Genomic DNA, 17575 nt, shown 5'->3' on the forward strand with positions numbered 1-17575 from the left:
CTGATGCCAGTACCCTACGTTTTCGATTGACATTACGGATACAATGTCTCCCGCCACACCAGAATCAATGACTTCTTTTAATTTCGAATAAATCGGAGCATACCGAAGTACATGGCATATGATGACCAGTCTGTCGCACTCTTTTGCCACCCTTACAAGTTCCCGACATTCTTCAAGATCCGGTGAAATCGGTTTTTCCAATAATAAGTGGTATCCTTTTTTCAAAGCCGGAATTGCCTGTCCGACGTGCTGACGATCCTGAGTCGTAATAAACATAACGTCAGCCAGCTTCTCCTGAGCAATCAGCTCTTCCGCACTTGCAAAGCATCTTTCCTGTGGAATATGGAACTCTTCCGCCACTTCCTTTACCTTTGCAGGATCAATATCGGCGATAGCGACGATTTCCATTTTCTCCGGGAACTCCTTGGCCGCCTGTGCGTAAGCGTCCTTCCCACGACTCCCAAGACCAGCCAGTGCGATGGATATTTTTTTGCCCATCATTACTCCCCTCTTTCTTCCTTAATTAGTGATTTGCAACTATCAATTTACTTAATTATATAGTTTTTTCGGCATAAAATCTTTTACGATTGTCCTTATCTCTTGTCATATTGTCTTTCGTTTGTCATATTGCATAATACTTTTTTTAATTATTAGATTTTATATGTTCATACTGACATAGATATTCGCCAATATAAGAGACGGCAGGATTTCCTGCCGCCGTTTTCATTTATGACCTGATTACTCAATGACATACGTCTGTTTTTCAAAATCTACCGTCACCTTTGTTCCATCAGAAAAAGTCGTTCTTTGTACCATCGGATTACCATCCACCATATCATGGCGCACCATTTCGCATTTTGCTATCTTTTCATGCAGATCCGATACTACTTTGCATCTTTCGATATCCTCTTCCAGCTTTTTCTCGATCGCACCGTCGAACGCACCGTCAAAGTTCGGGTATGCCGCATCTCTGATGAGGTACGGAGCGCCGCCGTTTAGGAGCGCATAGAGCATATAGTCTTCTTCCTCACTTACCTTGTCCATCATCCACGGCTCGATCACACAGTCGTGATATACGAGGTTATAAAGCGGTACTGGAATTCCCTGTTTCGGTGAACCAGGCTGACGCAGCATGAAGTCGTATGGAGCATAGTGGCAGAATACCAGGCTTGGTACCGCCCAGTCGCTTACTTCCTCTGAACTTGGCAAAATACCATTGGACAGAAGATACTCAAAGCATTTGCAGCGGAAATCGTAGCAGTCTTTTCTCGTCATTCTATGCATCGGATTATCGCACTCGTCCCCTTCGTTACATGTAAATACATCCAAGTATGCGCCATCCAGCCTGATTCCGTTTTTCTCAATCTCCTGGAAGTTTCTTTTCACATAGTAAGGAGCCTGTGTCGCACACAAATAAGACTGCGGTCCGCCCGCCCATTTCTGATGTTTCGGAATGCTTCCGTCTGTGAGACGGCATGCGTAATTCTCATCGAAGCTTGGAGCCGCAAGATAATAATCCCGGTACTGATCGTGGATTCCAAACATGTAGCCACATTCATGCATTGCATCCACCAAAGACTTCATGCCTTCCCATCCTCCTGCTTCTTTACATGCCGGCAGATAATCCGGGTGCTGGTTGTCATATCCTGGCTGTGCCCATCCGTCCAGATGCAGGTACAGCTTTTCCACTCCGAGGTCATGTAAATGGCGGATTTCCTTCTCTCTTGTCTCAAACCTTGTCAGATTATTGTTCTTCTCCGGATTTTCCGGATCAAAGAAATCAGAGTTCGGCTGAACAACCGTCTTAATGCCTCTATGTACAAACGCACACCCAATCAAATCATTCACAGATGCATTTCTGGCCGCTTTCTCTTCCAGCGTTCTGAGTCTTCCCTGCTCGTTCACATATGTTCTGTACACCTTACAGAGATCATTATAATCGCAATCCGATAAGAAAGTATATTTGATAATTCGTCTATAATCCATCTTTCCAAGGCTTGGTTCAAAACGCACGCTGACATGGGTATACGGTCCGCCCGCCGGATGCTCGGCCTGGTATCCTGCATTCCACGGAGTCACACAGATCGCAATATACCCCTCACGTCCGCGCACCTGACCGAACCATGGCATATAGCCGCCTGCGGTACCAAAGAACCCATCAAAGATAACCGGTTGCAGCTCCTCCGGCCATGTATTAGGTATCATCATTCCCTGTTCCTGGTTCAAAAGGGTATACCAATCATCCCTGGCCTCATCAAACTCCATCTCTCCCGGCCAGAGCACTTTCAGAACGTGAAGCCCCTCTTCCTCTACCGGGATCCACTCGAAGAATACATCCCCACTTGCCTCTTCGATCCACACGAGGGTCTCAAAATGATACGAGATCTCTTCTCCGCCTTTTTTGAAGCCTTTGAACCGGCTGTGTATTCCTTCGCCAGTCCCGAAATGAATGACCTCATGGGAAATCTGGCATGCATCCCGGAAGCAAAATTCCCCTTCCTCACAGATCATTCTTGGCACATAATTCTTTGGCCACTTCCATGTCTGATGATCGCGTTCCATTGAATAGGTCAAAGTATTTTCGTCAAACTGAAGAATGATACCTCTCTTTTCAATCTTCATCCTTTTTCCTCCTTTTCTTGTTATATTTGCACATATACATGTCTTTCTGTTTTTTATTATACACGCTTTTTACCAAGGTCACTTATCATATCAACTAATTTTCTTGTTTTATTATCCTAGTCCTGCTACAATAATGCAGAGGAGATGATACGATGACTTATGTAAAAACTCATCTGAAAAAGGATATTACAATCGATTCCATCATCACGATTCACTATTTTGAATATATGAAGGACTTTGTTTTTAATGGAGAAGCCCATGACTTCTGGGAATTTATGTATGTAGATAAAGGAAGTGTTCTGATCCGTTCGGAAGATGATCACCTGCATCTGAATACCGGCGATATTATTTTCCATCAGCCAAATGAATTTCACGCGATCCAGGCAATCGGCGATAAATCACCAAACCTTGTTGCTGTCTCCTTTCTTTCACATTCGCCCGCTATGGACCTATTTCGCAAGAAAAACTGTACTTTGACCATGGAAGAGCGGACTATGATTTCGCATCTGATTCATACGGCAAGAGAGACGTTCAGCACACCGCTGAATCTTCCTTCTGTCGAGCAGGTTAAACTGCGCCCCGAACTTCCTTTTGGCTCTCAGCAACTGATTTTATTATATTTGGAGCTTTTTTTAATCACCGTTATCCGCAATCATAACGGAGAAAATGCCGTCTCTCCAAAAGAGATCTCTAAGATTTTCCGGAAGGAATCTTCTCCGCATGAGTCCGGGCGGATTACAAAAGTCCTGCAATACCTGGAATACCATATCTGTGAGCAGCTTACTATCGCTCAGATCTGTGAGGCTCATTCCTTGAGCCGCTCTGCTCTCCAGTCGCTGTTCCACAAGGAAAAGGGATGCGGCGTCATCGAATACTTTAATAATATGAAGATTCAAAGGGCAAAGGACATCATCCGTGATGGTACGATGAATTTTACTGAGATCGCTTACTTTCTTTCCTACAGCTCACCTCAGTACTTTTCCAAACAGTTTAAAAAGGCGACTGGAATGTCGCCTCTGGAATATTCGTCTTCCGTCAAAGGAATCAGCCAGTCTCTACGCCCAAAAGATACAGGGGGGATTTAATCCTCCCCTTTTTCAAAAGTCCTGTTTTTCCATCTTTTACGGAAAGCGAGCGGTGTAAGCCCTTCCTGTTCTTTAAATACCTGTATAAAATATTTATCACTTTGCCAACCCGTTTCTTCTGCAATCTCGCAGATACGCAGATCCGTGTCCAGAAGATATCTTTTCGCGAGCTTCACCTTCTGCTTTGTAATAAACTCTGTCAATGTCATATCCATCTCATGCTTGAACAAAGTAGAAAGGTATGCCTTGCTGACATGCAACTGTTCCGACAACATTTGAAGTGAAATACTTTCCTTTCTATGCTTCGATATATACTTCTGTGCCTCTCTGATCAGCGGATTTTTCCCTTTATATTCCTGCTCCATACTTAATTCCGGGAACTTTTCCAACAGTTTTTCCGCCTTTTTTAAAGACTCCTTTTCTCTGAGTTCACAAAACGCATTGTCAATCTCTTTCAATATATCTTCCACGCTGAATGGCTTCAGAACATAGTTCTGTATTTTCAGCGGAATCAACTCCTGGGCTTTCTTAAAATCAGCAATCGCTGTCAGCACAATCACCGGCATCTGATACCCCATTTTCCTGATATTCTTTATCATTGTCGTCCCATCCATTTCCGGCATACGTAAATCCGTCACAATCATACTGACCGGCTTGTTCTGAATGATTGTAAGGGCCTCTTTGCCGTTTCTGGCTGTATATACTTCTGAAATAAAATCCAAATGGCAGGAAAGTACGCTTTGCATACCATAAAGAATATTTTCTTCGTCTTCCACTATCAAAAGTGTATCGTTTTTTTTCATCCTTTCACATCCTTACCAATCCCGATTTCCAGTATAACATGACTTTGATACTTTTTAATGTTCCATATTTTCACATATTTCTTGATATAGTATATATTCAAAGTCCGCTTTGGCATTTCGATAAAGCATATCGTGGCATGCAACCCCTGTCATCGCTCCTGTATAGGCGCCCTCTAACGGATATTCGTCTGAAATCTTATCCGCCTCCCACTCCTTTCCCACCGGATTCCAGTTTCTTCCGTCCATGGAATAAGCAAACTTCCCTCGGGTATTTCTGACTTCCAGTCTTAAAAAAATCGGCTTATCCTCAACGGTAATTTCCCCGCAAACGGAGAACTTTAGCTTTCCTCTGTCCATCTGCATCACATGAACATAGTTCTCACCTTGCGGATTTCTGGACAAATATAAATAATAGAAATCTTCCTCATCATAGAAATACATAAGCCCTGCCATCTGCCGTTCAGAAACAGGATGAAATTCCATCCTGGTCTCCATTCGGAAACAGAAATCTTCCTGTCTTCTTGCCAAAAATGCCTGTTCAAACCTGGAATTTGGGGAATCCAGTCCATTCAGTCTTAAATATCCCGGCCGTTCACTAAGCGTGGCAAATGACTCCATTGGAATCCTGAGTGAATGAAAATCCTTGCTGATCTTATCATGGAACTTATAAAAGTATTTTCTCTTTTCTCTTTTCCTGGTTTTCGTAATTCCCGGGACTCTTACCTGCGGTTCCCTTTTTCCGGTTTCCAGATACAGCCATTCATCATCTTTCCAGACCACTTTCTGTATCGCCGTCTCTCTTCCAAGCGGACATCTCCTGAAAGGCGGAAGCGGTCTGGCACAAAGATGGACCATATACCATTGTCCGTCCGGCGTCTCTACAAGATCCGCATGACCCGCCTTTTGTAAATCTGCTCTCAGATTATCTCTGGATGTCAAAATAGGATTCCCCGGATGCAGTTCATACGGTCCTTCTATGTTTCTGGATCTTGCCATCGTGACCGCATGTCCGTATTCCGTTCCTCCTTCTGCTGTGAGCAGATAATAATATCCTCCTTTCTTGTACAGATGTGGTCCTTCCGGAATAGAAATTCCACTTCCCGCATAGATTTCTTTCAGCTTTCCTATCAGTCGTTTTTCTTTATCATCGTATTCCTGAAGAAATATTTTTTGTATTCTGTCTTTCCTGTAATGTCTTATCAGACCGACCAGATATTTCTTTCCATCTGTATCGTGAAACAAAGAAGAATCGAATCCTGCACTGTGAAGATAAACCGGATCAGACCACGGTCCTTTGATATCTTTTGCCGTGACCAGATAGTTCTGGCAGTCCATAAATTCATACCAGTGTGTACGGACATTAGAATAGACCAGATAATAAGTCCCCTGATCATACGAAAGGCACGGAGCAAAGACACCGCCCGACGCATCATTTCCCCGCATATCAAGCTGGCCTGTTCTTTCCAATGGTCTTGCTATAAGTTCCCAGTTCTGCAAATCACGGGAATGATAAATACATACGCCAGGAAACCATTCAAACGTAGATACCGCGATATAGTAGTCTTCTTCCACACGGATAATGGACGGATCCGGATGAAATCCCGGCAGAATCGGATTTATGATTGTTTTCATTTTCTTGTTTCCACCTTTCTCAGCTTTTTACAGCTCCTGCCACCATACCGGACTGTATCTTATTTGACATCAATACATATACAAGAATAATAGGAACGGCCGACATCGTTAATGCCGCACACAGTGCCGCATAATCAGTAGAATACGTTCCTTTCAACGCTAAAAGTCCAATCGGCAATGTTTTCTGGTTCGGATCCGACAGAAATACATTTGCGAACATAAACTCGTTCCAGGCACTCAGCGCCGTCAGAATACTGATGGTTGAAATCACCGGTTTTGATAATGGCAGGAAAACTCTGAAAAACATCCCTGTAACACTGCATCCGTCAATTCTTGCCGCTTCCTCCAGCTCTTTTGGAAGCTGTTGGTAATGTCCATATGTAAGAAATACCGCAATCGGAAGGGATGACGCCACATAAGGGAACAGTAACGCCCACAAATGATCTATCAGGCCGGCCATGTTCATCATATTATATAATGGAATCAAGGTACAGTGTACCGGAATCATCATACCTACAAAAAACAATCCAATTAATATCCCGCTTCCCTTAAACGGAAATCTTGCAAGCATGAAGGAAAACGTACAGCTTAACAGAATCACAAAACATACCGTAACTACTGTAATCAAAATACTATTGACCATATAATTCTGAATTCCTTCTTCCCATGCTACCTGGTAATTATATAACCGCAGTTTATCCGGCAGCGCCCATGGGTCCGCAAGGAAAGAAATATTATCTTTTAAAGATCCGATAATCATCCAGGCCAGTGGATAGATTGTAATTACAGCCTGTATTCCCAGAATAATATAAGTGAGTACTTTCCAAGGTTTCTTCATCATGTTCTCTCCTTTTCAAACCAGATACTTAAACTCGCTCCTGTTTTGTCGTAAGTATTTTGTTAAACAGGACTACAAAGAAAACTCCCAAAAGCAAAAGTAATACCGCCACCGCATTTGCGTATCCCATCCTCATGGAGCTAAATGCATTTCTGATAATATACGTCGCCAGTACCTCGCTGGATGAATTTGGCCCTCCTCCGGTCATAATGTAGACAAGGTCAAAATATTTCAGAGAATTCACCGTAGCCAGAACCAGTGTGAGTCTCACTGTAGGCCAGACTAGCGGGAGCTGAATATGAAAAAACATCTGAATTCCATTCACTCCATCCAGTCTGGCAGATTCCATTACTTCTTCCGATACATCATGAAGGGAGGTATAATAGATCAACACATAGTTCCCGATAAACTGCCAGATTACCGCCACAATCACACATCCCAACGAGAGTTTCACATCCCCCAGCCATAACTGGCGCCATTCGCCCAGTCCGATTTTTTCCAGAAAACTGTTAATCAATCCATAGTTTGGATCATAGATCTGGGACCACAAGATTCCGATTAAAGAAGAAGAAAGTACGACGGGAAGAAAATACGCTGTCCTGAAAAAATTTCTTCCTTTCAGTTTTTTGTTACAAAGCATGATTGCAAAAAACATACCGATTGGTAATTGCAGTATCACGCACCAAAATGCCATTTTCAATGAATTCTTAAGAGCGTTCCATACAATCTCATCTTTTAACATCTCTCTGTAATTTCGAAGTCCCACAAATACTTTTTCCGTGATCCCGTTCCAGTCGAAAAAACTATAATAAACAGAAACAAGAACCGGCAGGATTACTATCACAGAGAACCAAATTACCGCCGGAAGAATAAAAAGCAGACGTGTGCTTGTTCGTACTTTCTTCACATTTCATCCCTCCTATTTTACCTTTCCTAATTCCTCTGTTACATTTGAATTTGCGTCTGAAACGATTGCGGAAAGTGCATTTAATAATTTCTCCGATTCTTCAGACGCAAGTGCCTGGTCCGTATAAGGGAAAAATCCATCCACTTCCTCCGAAACATATTGGCTGAAATCGTAAGCCAATGCTGTCATATTATTCGAATCAGGGCTTACCTGCACCGGAGAAAATGTTCCTGTCCGTTCTACATTTTTTGTCTGCTCATCTTCGCTCAGATAGAATTTCAAAAATTTCTGAGCCGCTTCTTTGTGCTCGGTATTATTGCTAACCGCCAGCGTATTTGCCACACCTCCATACAGGTATCCGGCCTCCTCTTCTTTACCTCCTGTCACTGCCGGGAATGGGAAAAATGAAAAGTCATCTGCTGTCTTTTCATTTGATGTTATAGTCGTCACAGACCACGAACCAGAAACAAGCATCGCAGCTTCTCCTGCCGCAAACAGTGACTCTGACGTGGCAGAATCGATAGAAAGACTTCCATTGATAAATCCATGCTGAGAAAGTGCTTTCAGCTCTTCCCCCGCTTTGACGAACGCATCTTCTGTAAAGTCTTTATTTCCCTGACACACCTCATTGTAAAGTTCCACTCCTCCGATTCTCTGCGCCAGATAGGAAAACCATCCGAGGAACGGCCATCTGTCTTTTCCCCCGACTACGATCGGAGTTACCCCATTTTTCTCCAGTTTTGCTATTACCTCTTTTAGTTCCTCATAAGTCTTCGGAACCGACACATTGTTCTCCTCAAAAATTTTCTTATTATACCAGACTGTCATGCAGGTAATGTCTGTAGGCGCGCCATATATTTTCCCATTATAAGTTACTTCATCCAGAGCACCTTCTACAAAAGTATCTGTAAATTCCGTATCTTCTTCATACATGGTACTCAGATCCATCACATTCCCGGAACTGACCAAGGTTTCAAACTGCTCCCCTACCCAGTAAGTGAAAACATCCGGAAGGCTATTGGAACTGATCACAGTTTTGATCTTCGTTTTATATGCCTCTCCTTCCATTCCCTCATACTTCACGGTAATATCCGGATTTTCCTCTTCAAAACGGTCAATCATGTCTTCGATTGCCTGCTTATCCTCTGTACTACTGCTTGTTCCCCAAAATGTGATTTCCGTTTCCCCCGATCCACTTTTTTCCGAATGACTGTTGGCCTGACCACATCCTGCCAGCATCCCCGATGCCATCATGATAGTACACAAAACAGCTACAACTCTTTTTTTCATTTGTCTCCTCCTTTGTTTTGTCTTTTTTGTTGTATCCATTATAAATAAAAACTTTTCATTTGAAACCACAATATATTTCCGTAAAATTCTAATATTTTTCTGTGTTTTCTGTGTTTTTTGTGTTTTTCTCTCTTTTTTGATATGATAATAGGAGAACTTAGATTCAGAAAGGATTTCCAATATGAAAATACGTTATTTTTTAAGATCATGGATTTTGAAAACTTCAACGCTCATTATCTTTTCTACACTGGTAACGATGCTGATTATGTTCCTGATCATTGGTTCCAGTCTTTACAGGCATCTTTCTACTTATATTCTGGAGCAGTCCACGAAATATACTGATTCTATCGCAGAACAGGTACAGCAACGCCTAAATTCAACACTTTCGGAAATTGATTCTAATATCCAGCAGCTTTGTAATGATATTCAGATTCAGAATATCCTTTATCGAAGCCAGAACAACAACGTTTTATCGTCCGAAGACCAGATGACATTACGTCAAAAAGTCATGGAAACTCTAAATTATACCGATGCGGTTCAACAAATTGAAATTTATACAGCCGCTTCTCCACACCAGATCTATCCCTTTGCACAGAAAAGTATTTTTGATTTTCTTACCAAAACGGAACTGGATTTGATTGACGAACAAAATGGAAAAATTGTCTGGTTAAGCAATACGAAACAAGAAAATTCTTACATTCGCGCTGGGAAACGCCTGCTTCTTTCAGATTATCAATTTGTACATGGAGGCTATCTTGTTATGTTATTGCGTCCTGACTTTTTAGAATTTTTTCAAGAGGACTTCCAGCAGTTTAGCAATAGTGCAGTCTTTTTGAAAGACACCACCGGAAATCTGATTTATTTTTCCTCCAATAATCCGGAAATTTCCATAGATACTGTCACTTCAAAGTCGTATCGATTTGTGACTTCGACATCAGCCTATTCCAACTGGGAACTTACTATATGCATCCCGCTGGATCTTTTAAATCAGGATCTGCCATGGCTGAACCAAACCCTACTGGCAACCTTTGGAATGGGCGCAACATTATCTTTGTTCTTCTGTCTGCTGATCGCACGAATGATTTCCGCCCCTATCAGAGATATGAAAAAAGCAATGTATATTTCCAATAGAAAGCTTCAGAAAAACCTCAAAGTATATTGGAATTCGGATATGAATGAGCTGAATCTGCATTATAATCAGTTAGTGGATAAAAATAACGAATTGATTCAGGAGGTATTTGAAAAAGAAATTATGAAAACCAAGGCGGAAATTGAAGCACTCCAGTCTCAGGTAAACCCGCATTTTATTATAAATGCACTGGAATCTGTGTACTGGTGTCTGATTAAAAAGGGAGACTTGGAGAATTCTCAAATTATGCTCTCCCTTGCCCGTCTCTTCCGCTATATTCTAAAGGCAAATGATTGGATTTCGATTCAAGAAGAGCTGGATTTCATTGATGAATATCTTCAGATTGAAAAATTCCGATTTGGTCAAAAACTGCAATGGTCCTATGATGTGGAGCCGTCTTTAAAGACGATGCTGATCCCAAAGCTTTTGATTCATCCTCTGATAGAAAACTCTGTCAAACATGCGGTAGAAGCCACCTCTACTACAATTAGAATTCATCTTCTGATTCGTCAGAAGCAATCTGATGTGGAGATCGTTGTTTCAGATAACGGTATCGGTATCTCCCAGGATGTTCTGGATCAGATTCTGCTTTCTTTCCAGGATGACAAACCCGTTGGGAGTGTTTCTCAGAGTTATGGACTGGCTAATCTATACAAACGGATTCATCTGTATTTTGGAGAAACCTCCTCCTTGTCTGTGGAGTCCTGCCCCGATTATCCGGGTACACGTATCCGTGTCCAAATCAAACAGTAATGCGCAACTAAAACGAGGACGATGCCATCCGGCTCCGTCCTCGTTTCTCATTTAGTGCCTTTTTTATTTATCGCCATATCCGTCTGGATTCTGGCTCTGCCATCTCCAGGAATCCTCACACATTTCATCAAGTCCCCGCTCTGCCACCCAGTGAAGCTCATTCTTCGCCTTTGTAGCGTCGCAGTAGCAGGTTGCAATGTCTCCAGCACGACGTGGCTTAATCTCATAAGGGATTTCTTTTCCACATGCTTTGCTGAATGCCTTTACCATGTCCAGTACCGAATAACCGTTTCCTGTTCCCAGATTGTAGATAGATACGCCTGCTTTTTCTTTCAGCTTCTCTACCGCACGCACATGTCCGAGTGCAAGGTCTACGACATGGATATAATCGCGTACCCCAGTACCATCATGTGTATCATAATCATCCCCGAATACTCCGAGCTTCTCTAATTTACCGATTGCCACCTGTGTAATATACGGAATCAGATTGTTCGGGATACCCTTCGGATCTTCCCCGATCTTACCGCTCTTATGCGCTCCAATCGGATTGAAGTAACGAAGCAGTACTACGTTCCACTCCGGATCTGCCGTATGTAAATCTGTCAAGATCTGCTCCAGCATCCACTTCGTCCATCCGTATGGATTTGTACAGGTTCCTTTCGGACACTCTTCTGTGATCGGGATAAATGCCGGATCTCCGTAAATAGTCGCAGAAGAACTGAAAATAATGTTCTTCACTCCATGGTTTCTCATCACGTCACACAGAACCAGTGTTCCTGCGATATTATTGTCATAGTACTCGATCGGCTTTGCAACAGATTCTCCAACTGCTTTGAGTCCCGCAAAATGAATCACAGACTCAACGTCCGTCTCTTTATCAAAAATTGCGTTCATCGCCTCTTTATCGCGGATATCCGCCTCGTAAAATTTCACGCTTTTTCCGGTGATCTCCTCCACCCTTTTCAGAGCTTCTTTAGACGAATTATATAAATTATCTACAACAACAACTTCATAGCCTGCATTTAAGAGCTCTACACAGGTATGGCTTCCGATAAAGCCCGCTCCTCCTGTTACTAAAATAGACATATCTTTTCTCCTTTCATAAGCTGACGCATTTCTTATTACCAGGTATCCCATCTCAACTTCGTTTCAATGGGTTTCTCGTCAAATGCGGCTCTGTACAAGGACAAGCCGCGCCTTCCTTGTTATTATACCATCTTTGGGATTACTTTTGGTACTTTTTTACGATTTCTCTCATTGTATCCCATTTTTTCTCCATGTCTTTTACCAGTGTAAACTGGGTACGGCATCTGTCCAGATTATGATTTTCTCTATGGATCTTGAAATAATGATCTCCTTCCAGGTAGTCTGTCAGAAATCTCATTCCGCACTCAAATGTCATCACCTTAGCGCCCATAGGAAGAAGCTCCACTTCCTTGTTCGTAAGCTTGCCTCCACATCCTTCCAGGTAACCTTTCACATAGGTGTCAAACAAATCCATATCACAGGATACTTTGCTCAGATCCTGCTCGTCTTCTGCCGCGGTACTTGCGCCAAACCGGATGGAATCACCGAAATCATGCATAGCAAGACCAGGCATCACGGTATCCAGGTCGATGACACAGATCCCCTTTCCAGTCAGATTGTCGATCATAACATTGTTCAGCTTTGTATCGTTGTGGGTCACACGCAGAGGGATCTCACCCTTTGCCAGCAATTCACCGAATACATTCGCTACATCTTCGTGATCCAGAACAAATTGAATTTCATCCTGCACATATTTTGCGCGTCCACAGACATCGGCCTCTACTGCCCTTTTAAATGTCTCGAATCTTGCTTTCGTATCATGGAATCCTTTGATCGTCTCATGCAGACTGTCTGCCGGATAGTCCGCAAGAAGTCTCTGGAAATTTCCAAACGCATAGGCGCTCTGATAGAAATCTTCCGGTTTTTCTACCTGATCGTAACTGGATGCGTCCGTGACAAATTTGTAGGAACGCCAGTATTCTCCCTTATAATCAATAAAATACGGTTTTCCATCCACAGCCGGAATGACATTCAGAGTCTCTCTGTCCGGATCTCCACCGTTCTCAATTATTTTCTTACGAAGGTAGGATGTCACCCCGATGACATTTTCCATGAGTTCTACCGGATTGGTGAAAACTTCCTTGTTCATTCTCTGGAGAATCACTTTGATCCGTCCCATCTCTGCGATTTCAAAAGTCAGAAGAAATGTATCGTTAATATGTCCGTTTCCATATGGTCTTTCCTCTACCAGAATTCCCTCATATTGAAAATTAGCGATTGCTTCATCGATCTGTACCTGATTTACCCGTGCCATCTCTATTTGTCCTCCCATAATTTCTGTGGATATACCCCCGCGTCCTTGAGCGCCTGGATTGCCGCTACCACGACCGGTTTGTCCTCTTTATAAGTCACTCCATACCATTTGTCTTCAGATTCCAGTACCCTGACAGTCGCGCGGTCCTCTCCAAGCAGTTTGCTGACAACTGCTGGAAGGAAATACTCGCATTTCATCGGATTTTCCTTGAGGCCCTTCTCCAGGAACGCCGGAAATCCCGCTTTGATTTCGTCGAGAATACTTCTTGTAAATCCCCACATATTCATAGAAACAAGTGTATCCGGATCTACAGACACCCATGTCTCGCCGTCATCCTCAGAGTAAGCGATGCCGCCGTCTCTCTTTTCGATCCGTGTTCTCTCATTGATGGCCACAAGCTGTTTGTCCTCATTCAGTTCGCAGATTCCTCTTGCCACATGACCGTTGTCTGTCACCGTATTCTTCAGACGGTAACCAACCATTGTATAACGGTATTTTTCATCATCTTCGTGTGTTGTCAGATAATCATAGATCACTTCAAACGCATGACGTCCATAGTAGTCGTCCGCATTGATCACCGCAAACGGTCCATCCACCTCATCAATAGCGCTCAATACCGCATGTGCGGTTCCCCATGGCTTCACACGTCCTTCCGGTACCTCAAATCCCTCCGGAATATTGTGGAGATCCTGGAACACATAGGAAACGTCCATGATCTCTTCCATCCTCTTTCCTACCGCCTCTTTAAAATCCGCCTCGTTTTCTTTTTTGATAATAAATACCACTTTCTCAAATCCGGCACGTTTCGCATCGAAGATAGAAAAGTCCATAATAATATGTCCCTCTTTGTCAACAGGATCGATCTGCTTTAAGCCGCCGTATCTGCTTCCCATTCCTGCTGCCATAATCACTAAAACCGGTTTTTTCATGTTCATGTCCTCCTTTGATTTCCATCACATTGTTCCTGTTCGCGATTTTCTTTCTGATATCATTGTATGATAAAATAGACGAAAAATCTTTGTCTGATTTTCGATTTGATTTGTACAATCTGCATTTTTACTTTGACATCTGCTGTCTAAATGCGCTATGATGGAAACAGGAAACTTACCGTCTATGATCCGGAAAGGGGGACCGTACTATGGCTTACAAAGGAATTACGTTTCGCAAGGAACTGCATATCGATCAGATCTTTTCTCTGCACTATTTTGAGTATATGAGTACCTTCTCTTTTCCCGGGGAAGCGCATAATTTCTGGGAATTTGTCTGTGTAGACAAAGGGGAAGTTACCATCGGCGCCGGGGATGCGGTTCACACACTGAAAAAGGGAGATATCGCTTTCCATGAGCCGAATGAGTTTCACTGGGTCAGAGCCAACGGCAGCATAGCCCCGAACCTGATTGTCATTTCCTTTTCCTCCAAAAGCCCGATGATGAATTTTTTTCGAAAAAAGATTCTGAGGACTGATGATTTTGCCAGAAATATTCTGGCCCGGATTATTACGGAGGCCGGAAATTTTCTGGAGGGGCGTCTGGACGATCCATACCAGACCACTCTGCACACGAAGTCTTCCCTCCCGCCAGGATCTGGACAGCTCATTCAGCTTTATCTTGAGGAGCTGATGATTTATTTTTACCGAAAGTACTCCGATCTTTCTTCCGTTGCCGAAGAAAAGCCGGATAAACCGGACAAGACCGTAAGAGAGAATATCGACACGGAAGTTTTCAATCGGATCGTCTCTTATCTCGGTCAAAATCTGTCGGGGAGGGTTACGATAGAAAAGATCTGCAAAGACAATCTGATCGGCCGATCACAATTACAGAAGCTGTTCAGCAAGAAATCCGGTCTTGGCATCATAGAATATTTCTCTCAGATGAAAATTGAGGCCGCCAAGGAGCTGATTCGTACAGGCCAGATGAATTTTACACAGATTTCCGAGAAGCTGGGCTATACCTCGATTCACTACTTTTCGAGACAGTTTAAGAAAGTAACAGGCATGACCCCCTCTGAGTATGCCTCCTCTATCAAAGCCATGGCCGACCGAAGCCATCGAAAATAAAGTAAAAAGGAGCCATTGCCTCACAGATCACACGCTGATTTAGCGTATCTCTGTTTAGCAATAGCTCCTTCTTTTTATACTCTTATTTATATCGATGGTTATAGATAAACAGCAGGGTCAGCAGACCGACCAATCCGATCAGCTCCATGCCAAGTCCGGCTGCGCTGATATTCTTTTGTCCGATAATAATCAGCGCAAGACAAACAATAAAGACAATAACCATAATTACATTTCTTATGATACCTTTACTCATCCCGATCTTCCTCCTAACCTTTCAGTCCGCCGAGTGTCATACCTTCTGTCAGACGTTTCTGTACACAGATGTAGAAGATCAATACTGGAAGCATGACGATGACAAGTCCTGCATACATGATACCATAGTTTGTCGCCGTTCTCTCTACTGCCATCAGATTTTGAAGTCCCATGGCAAGCGTTCCGTGTTCGTCCATCAAAGTGTAAGCGATGATGTATTCATTCCAGAACGTCAGGAAGTTAAACAATAACACCGTAATAATACTTGGCTTTGCCATTGGAATCATAATCTTCACCATGGTCTTGAAATAACCACATCCATCAATGTAGGCAGCCTCTTCAAACCCTTTCGGAAGCGTCCGGAAATAACTGCTCAGAAGATAGATGGTAAACGGCAGGTGGCAAGATGCGTACACAAGCGCAAGTACGATCCGGTTATCCAGGAAAAGCTGGAAGCCCAGCGCCTTATCCCAGTCACTCAGCATGAGGAAAATCGGTACGACAATGTAGTTTACATTGATAAACAGACCTGCCATGAAGACCGTGTTGAGGATCTTGTTCCCCTTGAATCGGAATCTGGAAAGTACATATGCCGCCGGAAGCGCAATCACAAGGATAAGCGCCAGCGCAAGAACTGTAACAAGCACCGTATTCAGCAGATACTCTCCCATCTGAGCATCCTGGAACGCCACCTGAAAGTTCTGCACAAAGAGCTGTTTCGGGAGAGCCCATGGGTTGGTACCGGCTCCGATGAACTCAGAGTTCCGCTTAAAGCTTGCCATAAATACCCACGCCACAGGTACAATGATCGTAATCGCAAATACAATGAGAGCTACATAGATAATCACTTTGCCAACAATGCTGCCCGGTTTTTGATTTTTATTCATATCTTTCGCCCTCCTTTCTACATCTCATAAACTTCTCTGTCAGTAATCTTATTGACAATCGCCGCAAGCACAAACGAGAAAATGAATACAACGACTCCGATTGCCATACCATATCCGTACGCACCGTTTCCGTATGCCTGTTTGTACATATAGTTCAGAAATACCTCGGTCTTTCCGTTCGGTCCTCCGTCTGTCATAATCTGTACGAACAGGAAACTTAAGTTAATCGTGCTGATAATGTAAAATGTCAGTGTTGTCCTGATATTTGTCCAGATTAACGGAAGCGTTACCGTAAAAAACGTATTGATCTCAGAAGAGCCGTCCAGAGACGCCGCCTCATAAAGATCTTCCGGAATCGCCGACATCCCAGACATGTACATTACCATATAATATCCTATTGCCTGCCATACAAGCGCAAAGATAATAGAATAGATCACGATCTTCGGTTCGCCCATCCATTTATGAGTCAGAAAATCCAGATGGACGGCTTCAAGAAACGTATTCAGAAGTCCGTTGCTCGGATCATAAATCGCGCCAAAAATACCGCCGATTACAACGATACTGAGAATGTTCGGTATGTAGAAAATAACGCGGAAAAAGTTCTTCCCCTTGAATTTCCCTCTTTGCAGAATCGCCGCAAACAGAATTGCAAATACAATAGTAAAAATCATAACCATCACAATAATCAAAATTGTGTTCTGCATCGCTTCCAGGAAATTTTTATCTTCCATCAATGTCTTAAAGTTCTGCAGACCGATAAACTCTTTCCGGTTTGTAATTCCACCCATGCGGTACAGTGACATCCGGAAGACATTGACGGTTGGCCAGAACATAAAGAGCGCCACCAGGATGACTGCAGGTGCGAGACATGCAAAAACAAATCTCCGCTGTGATTTTGCTCTGTTCATATTTTTCCTCCTCTTTTAAAAACGGTGAGTTATAAAAACTCACCGTTGCTGCTCGTTCTCATGCGGGCCGAC

General features: G+C 43.0%; 16 protein-coding genes. 3 read left to right on the forward strand and 13 right to left on the reverse strand.

Annotated elements, in window-relative coordinates; genetic code table 11:
• Together AOA56_RS11665 and AOA56_RS11670 are read right to left on the reverse strand one after the other, a co-directional pair.
• Positions 1-498 (reverse strand): Gfo/Idh/MocA family protein (locus AOA56_RS11665; protein WP_162224706.1); only part of this gene is annotated, 498 nt, incomplete at its 3' end.
• Positions 499-738: 240 nt separating this feature from the next.
• Positions 739-2622: a DUF5696 domain-containing protein gene (locus AOA56_RS11670; RefSeq protein WP_024733792.1), complete on the reverse strand. Its 1884-nt coding sequence runs from the start codon at positions 2620-2622 to the stop codon at positions 739-741.
• A 152-nt stretch (positions 2623-2774) separates the two neighbouring features.
• Between AOA56_RS11670 and AOA56_RS11675 the strand changes: the two genes are divergently transcribed.
• On the forward strand, positions 2775-3707 hold the full coding sequence (locus AOA56_RS11675; RefSeq protein WP_048621104.1) for an AraC family transcriptional regulator: 933 nt from the start codon (positions 2775-2777) through the stop codon (positions 3705-3707).
• Here the strand turns inward: AOA56_RS11675 and AOA56_RS11680 are convergent.
• Genes AOA56_RS11680 through AOA56_RS11700 form a run of 5 tightly spaced genes read right to left on the reverse strand, consistent with a single transcriptional unit; the run spans position 3704 to position 9177 of the window.
• Positions 3704-4510, reverse strand: coding sequence for a response regulator transcription factor (locus AOA56_RS11680; RefSeq protein ID WP_024733794.1), 807 nt, complete (start codon positions 4508-4510; stop codon positions 3704-3706). The genes AOA56_RS11675 and AOA56_RS11680 overlap by 4 nt on opposite strands.
• 54 nt (positions 4511-4564) lie before the next feature.
• Positions 4565-6142, reverse strand: a complete 1578-nt coding sequence (locus AOA56_RS11685; protein WP_053769720.1) for a glycoside hydrolase family 43 protein — start codon at positions 6140-6142, stop codon at positions 4565-4567.
• Between the two features lie 19 nt (positions 6143-6161).
• Positions 6162-6983 carry a carbohydrate ABC transporter permease gene (locus tag AOA56_RS11690; RefSeq protein ID WP_053769721.1) on the reverse strand — a complete coding sequence of 274 codons (822 nt, stop codon included), beginning with the start codon at positions 6981-6983 and terminating at the stop codon, positions 6162-6164.
• Between the two features lie 25 nt (positions 6984-7008).
• Complete coding sequence (locus tag AOA56_RS11695) at positions 7009-7887, reverse strand: carbohydrate ABC transporter permease (RefSeq protein WP_024733797.1); 879 nt, start codon at positions 7885-7887, stop codon at positions 7009-7011.
• A 12-nt stretch (positions 7888-7899) separates the two neighbouring features.
• Complete coding sequence (locus AOA56_RS11700) at positions 7900-9177, reverse strand: ABC transporter substrate-binding protein (protein WP_053769722.1); 1278 nt, start codon at positions 9175-9177, stop codon at positions 7900-7902.
• A 181-nt stretch (positions 9178-9358) separates the two neighbouring features.
• On the opposite strand from AOA56_RS11700, the gene AOA56_RS11705 reads away from it, so the two are divergent.
• Complete coding sequence (locus tag AOA56_RS11705; RefSeq protein ID WP_053769723.1) at positions 9359-11059, forward strand: cache domain-containing sensor histidine kinase; 1701 nt, start codon at positions 9359-9361, stop codon at positions 11057-11059.
• Between the two features lie 63 nt (positions 11060-11122).
• Here the strand turns inward: AOA56_RS11705 and galE are convergent, their stop codons facing one another.
• The 3 genes from galE to AOA56_RS11720 all read right to left on the reverse strand — a co-directional run bounded on the left by galE (position 11123) and on the right by AOA56_RS11720 (position 14329).
• Positions 11123-12145, reverse strand: coding sequence for a UDP-glucose 4-epimerase GalE (galE, locus tag AOA56_RS11710; protein ID WP_048621109.1), 1023 nt, complete (start codon positions 12143-12145; stop codon positions 11123-11125).
• Between the two features lie 139 nt (positions 12146-12284).
• Positions 12285-13400: a phosphotransferase enzyme family protein gene (locus AOA56_RS11715; RefSeq protein WP_024733801.1), complete on the reverse strand. Its 1116-nt coding sequence runs from the start codon at positions 13398-13400 to the stop codon at positions 12285-12287.
• A 2-nt stretch (positions 13401-13402) separates the two neighbouring features.
• The gene (locus tag AOA56_RS11720) at positions 13403-14329 is read right to left on the reverse strand and encodes a nucleotidyltransferase family protein (RefSeq protein ID WP_053769724.1); all 927 of its coding nucleotides are present in this window, start codon (positions 14327-14329) and stop codon (positions 13403-13405) included.
• 209 nt (positions 14330-14538) lie between these two features.
• On the opposite strand from AOA56_RS11720, the gene AOA56_RS11725 reads away from it, so the two are divergent.
• Positions 14539-15456, forward strand: coding sequence for an AraC family transcriptional regulator (locus AOA56_RS11725; protein ID WP_048621112.1), 918 nt, complete (start codon positions 14539-14541; stop codon positions 15454-15456).
• 82 nt (positions 15457-15538) lie between these two features.
• Here the strand turns inward: AOA56_RS11725 and AOA56_RS16140 are convergent, their stop codons facing one another.
• The 3 genes from AOA56_RS16140 to AOA56_RS11735 are packed head-to-tail and all read right to left on the reverse strand — an operon-like array spanning position 15539 to position 17503.
• Positions 15539-15709: a DUF6903 family protein gene (locus tag AOA56_RS16140; RefSeq protein WP_167337751.1), complete on the reverse strand. Its 171-nt coding sequence runs from the start codon at positions 15707-15709 to the stop codon at positions 15539-15541.
• 13 nt (positions 15710-15722) lie between these two features.
• Positions 15723-16595: a carbohydrate ABC transporter permease gene (locus tag AOA56_RS11730; protein WP_024733803.1), complete on the reverse strand. Its 873-nt coding sequence runs from the start codon at positions 16593-16595 to the stop codon at positions 15723-15725.
• A gap of 17 nt (positions 16596-16612) precedes the next feature.
• Positions 16613-17503 carry a carbohydrate ABC transporter permease gene (locus AOA56_RS11735; RefSeq protein WP_024733804.1) on the reverse strand — a complete coding sequence of 297 codons (891 nt, stop codon included), beginning with the start codon at positions 17501-17503 and terminating at the stop codon, positions 16613-16615.
• Between the last annotated feature and the right edge of the window lie 72 nt (positions 17504-17575).

It is taken from the genome of Sellimonas intestinalis (genome assembly GCF_001280875.1).
Taxonomy (GTDB): domain Bacteria; phylum Bacillota; class Clostridia; order Lachnospirales; family Lachnospiraceae; genus Sellimonas; species Sellimonas intestinalis.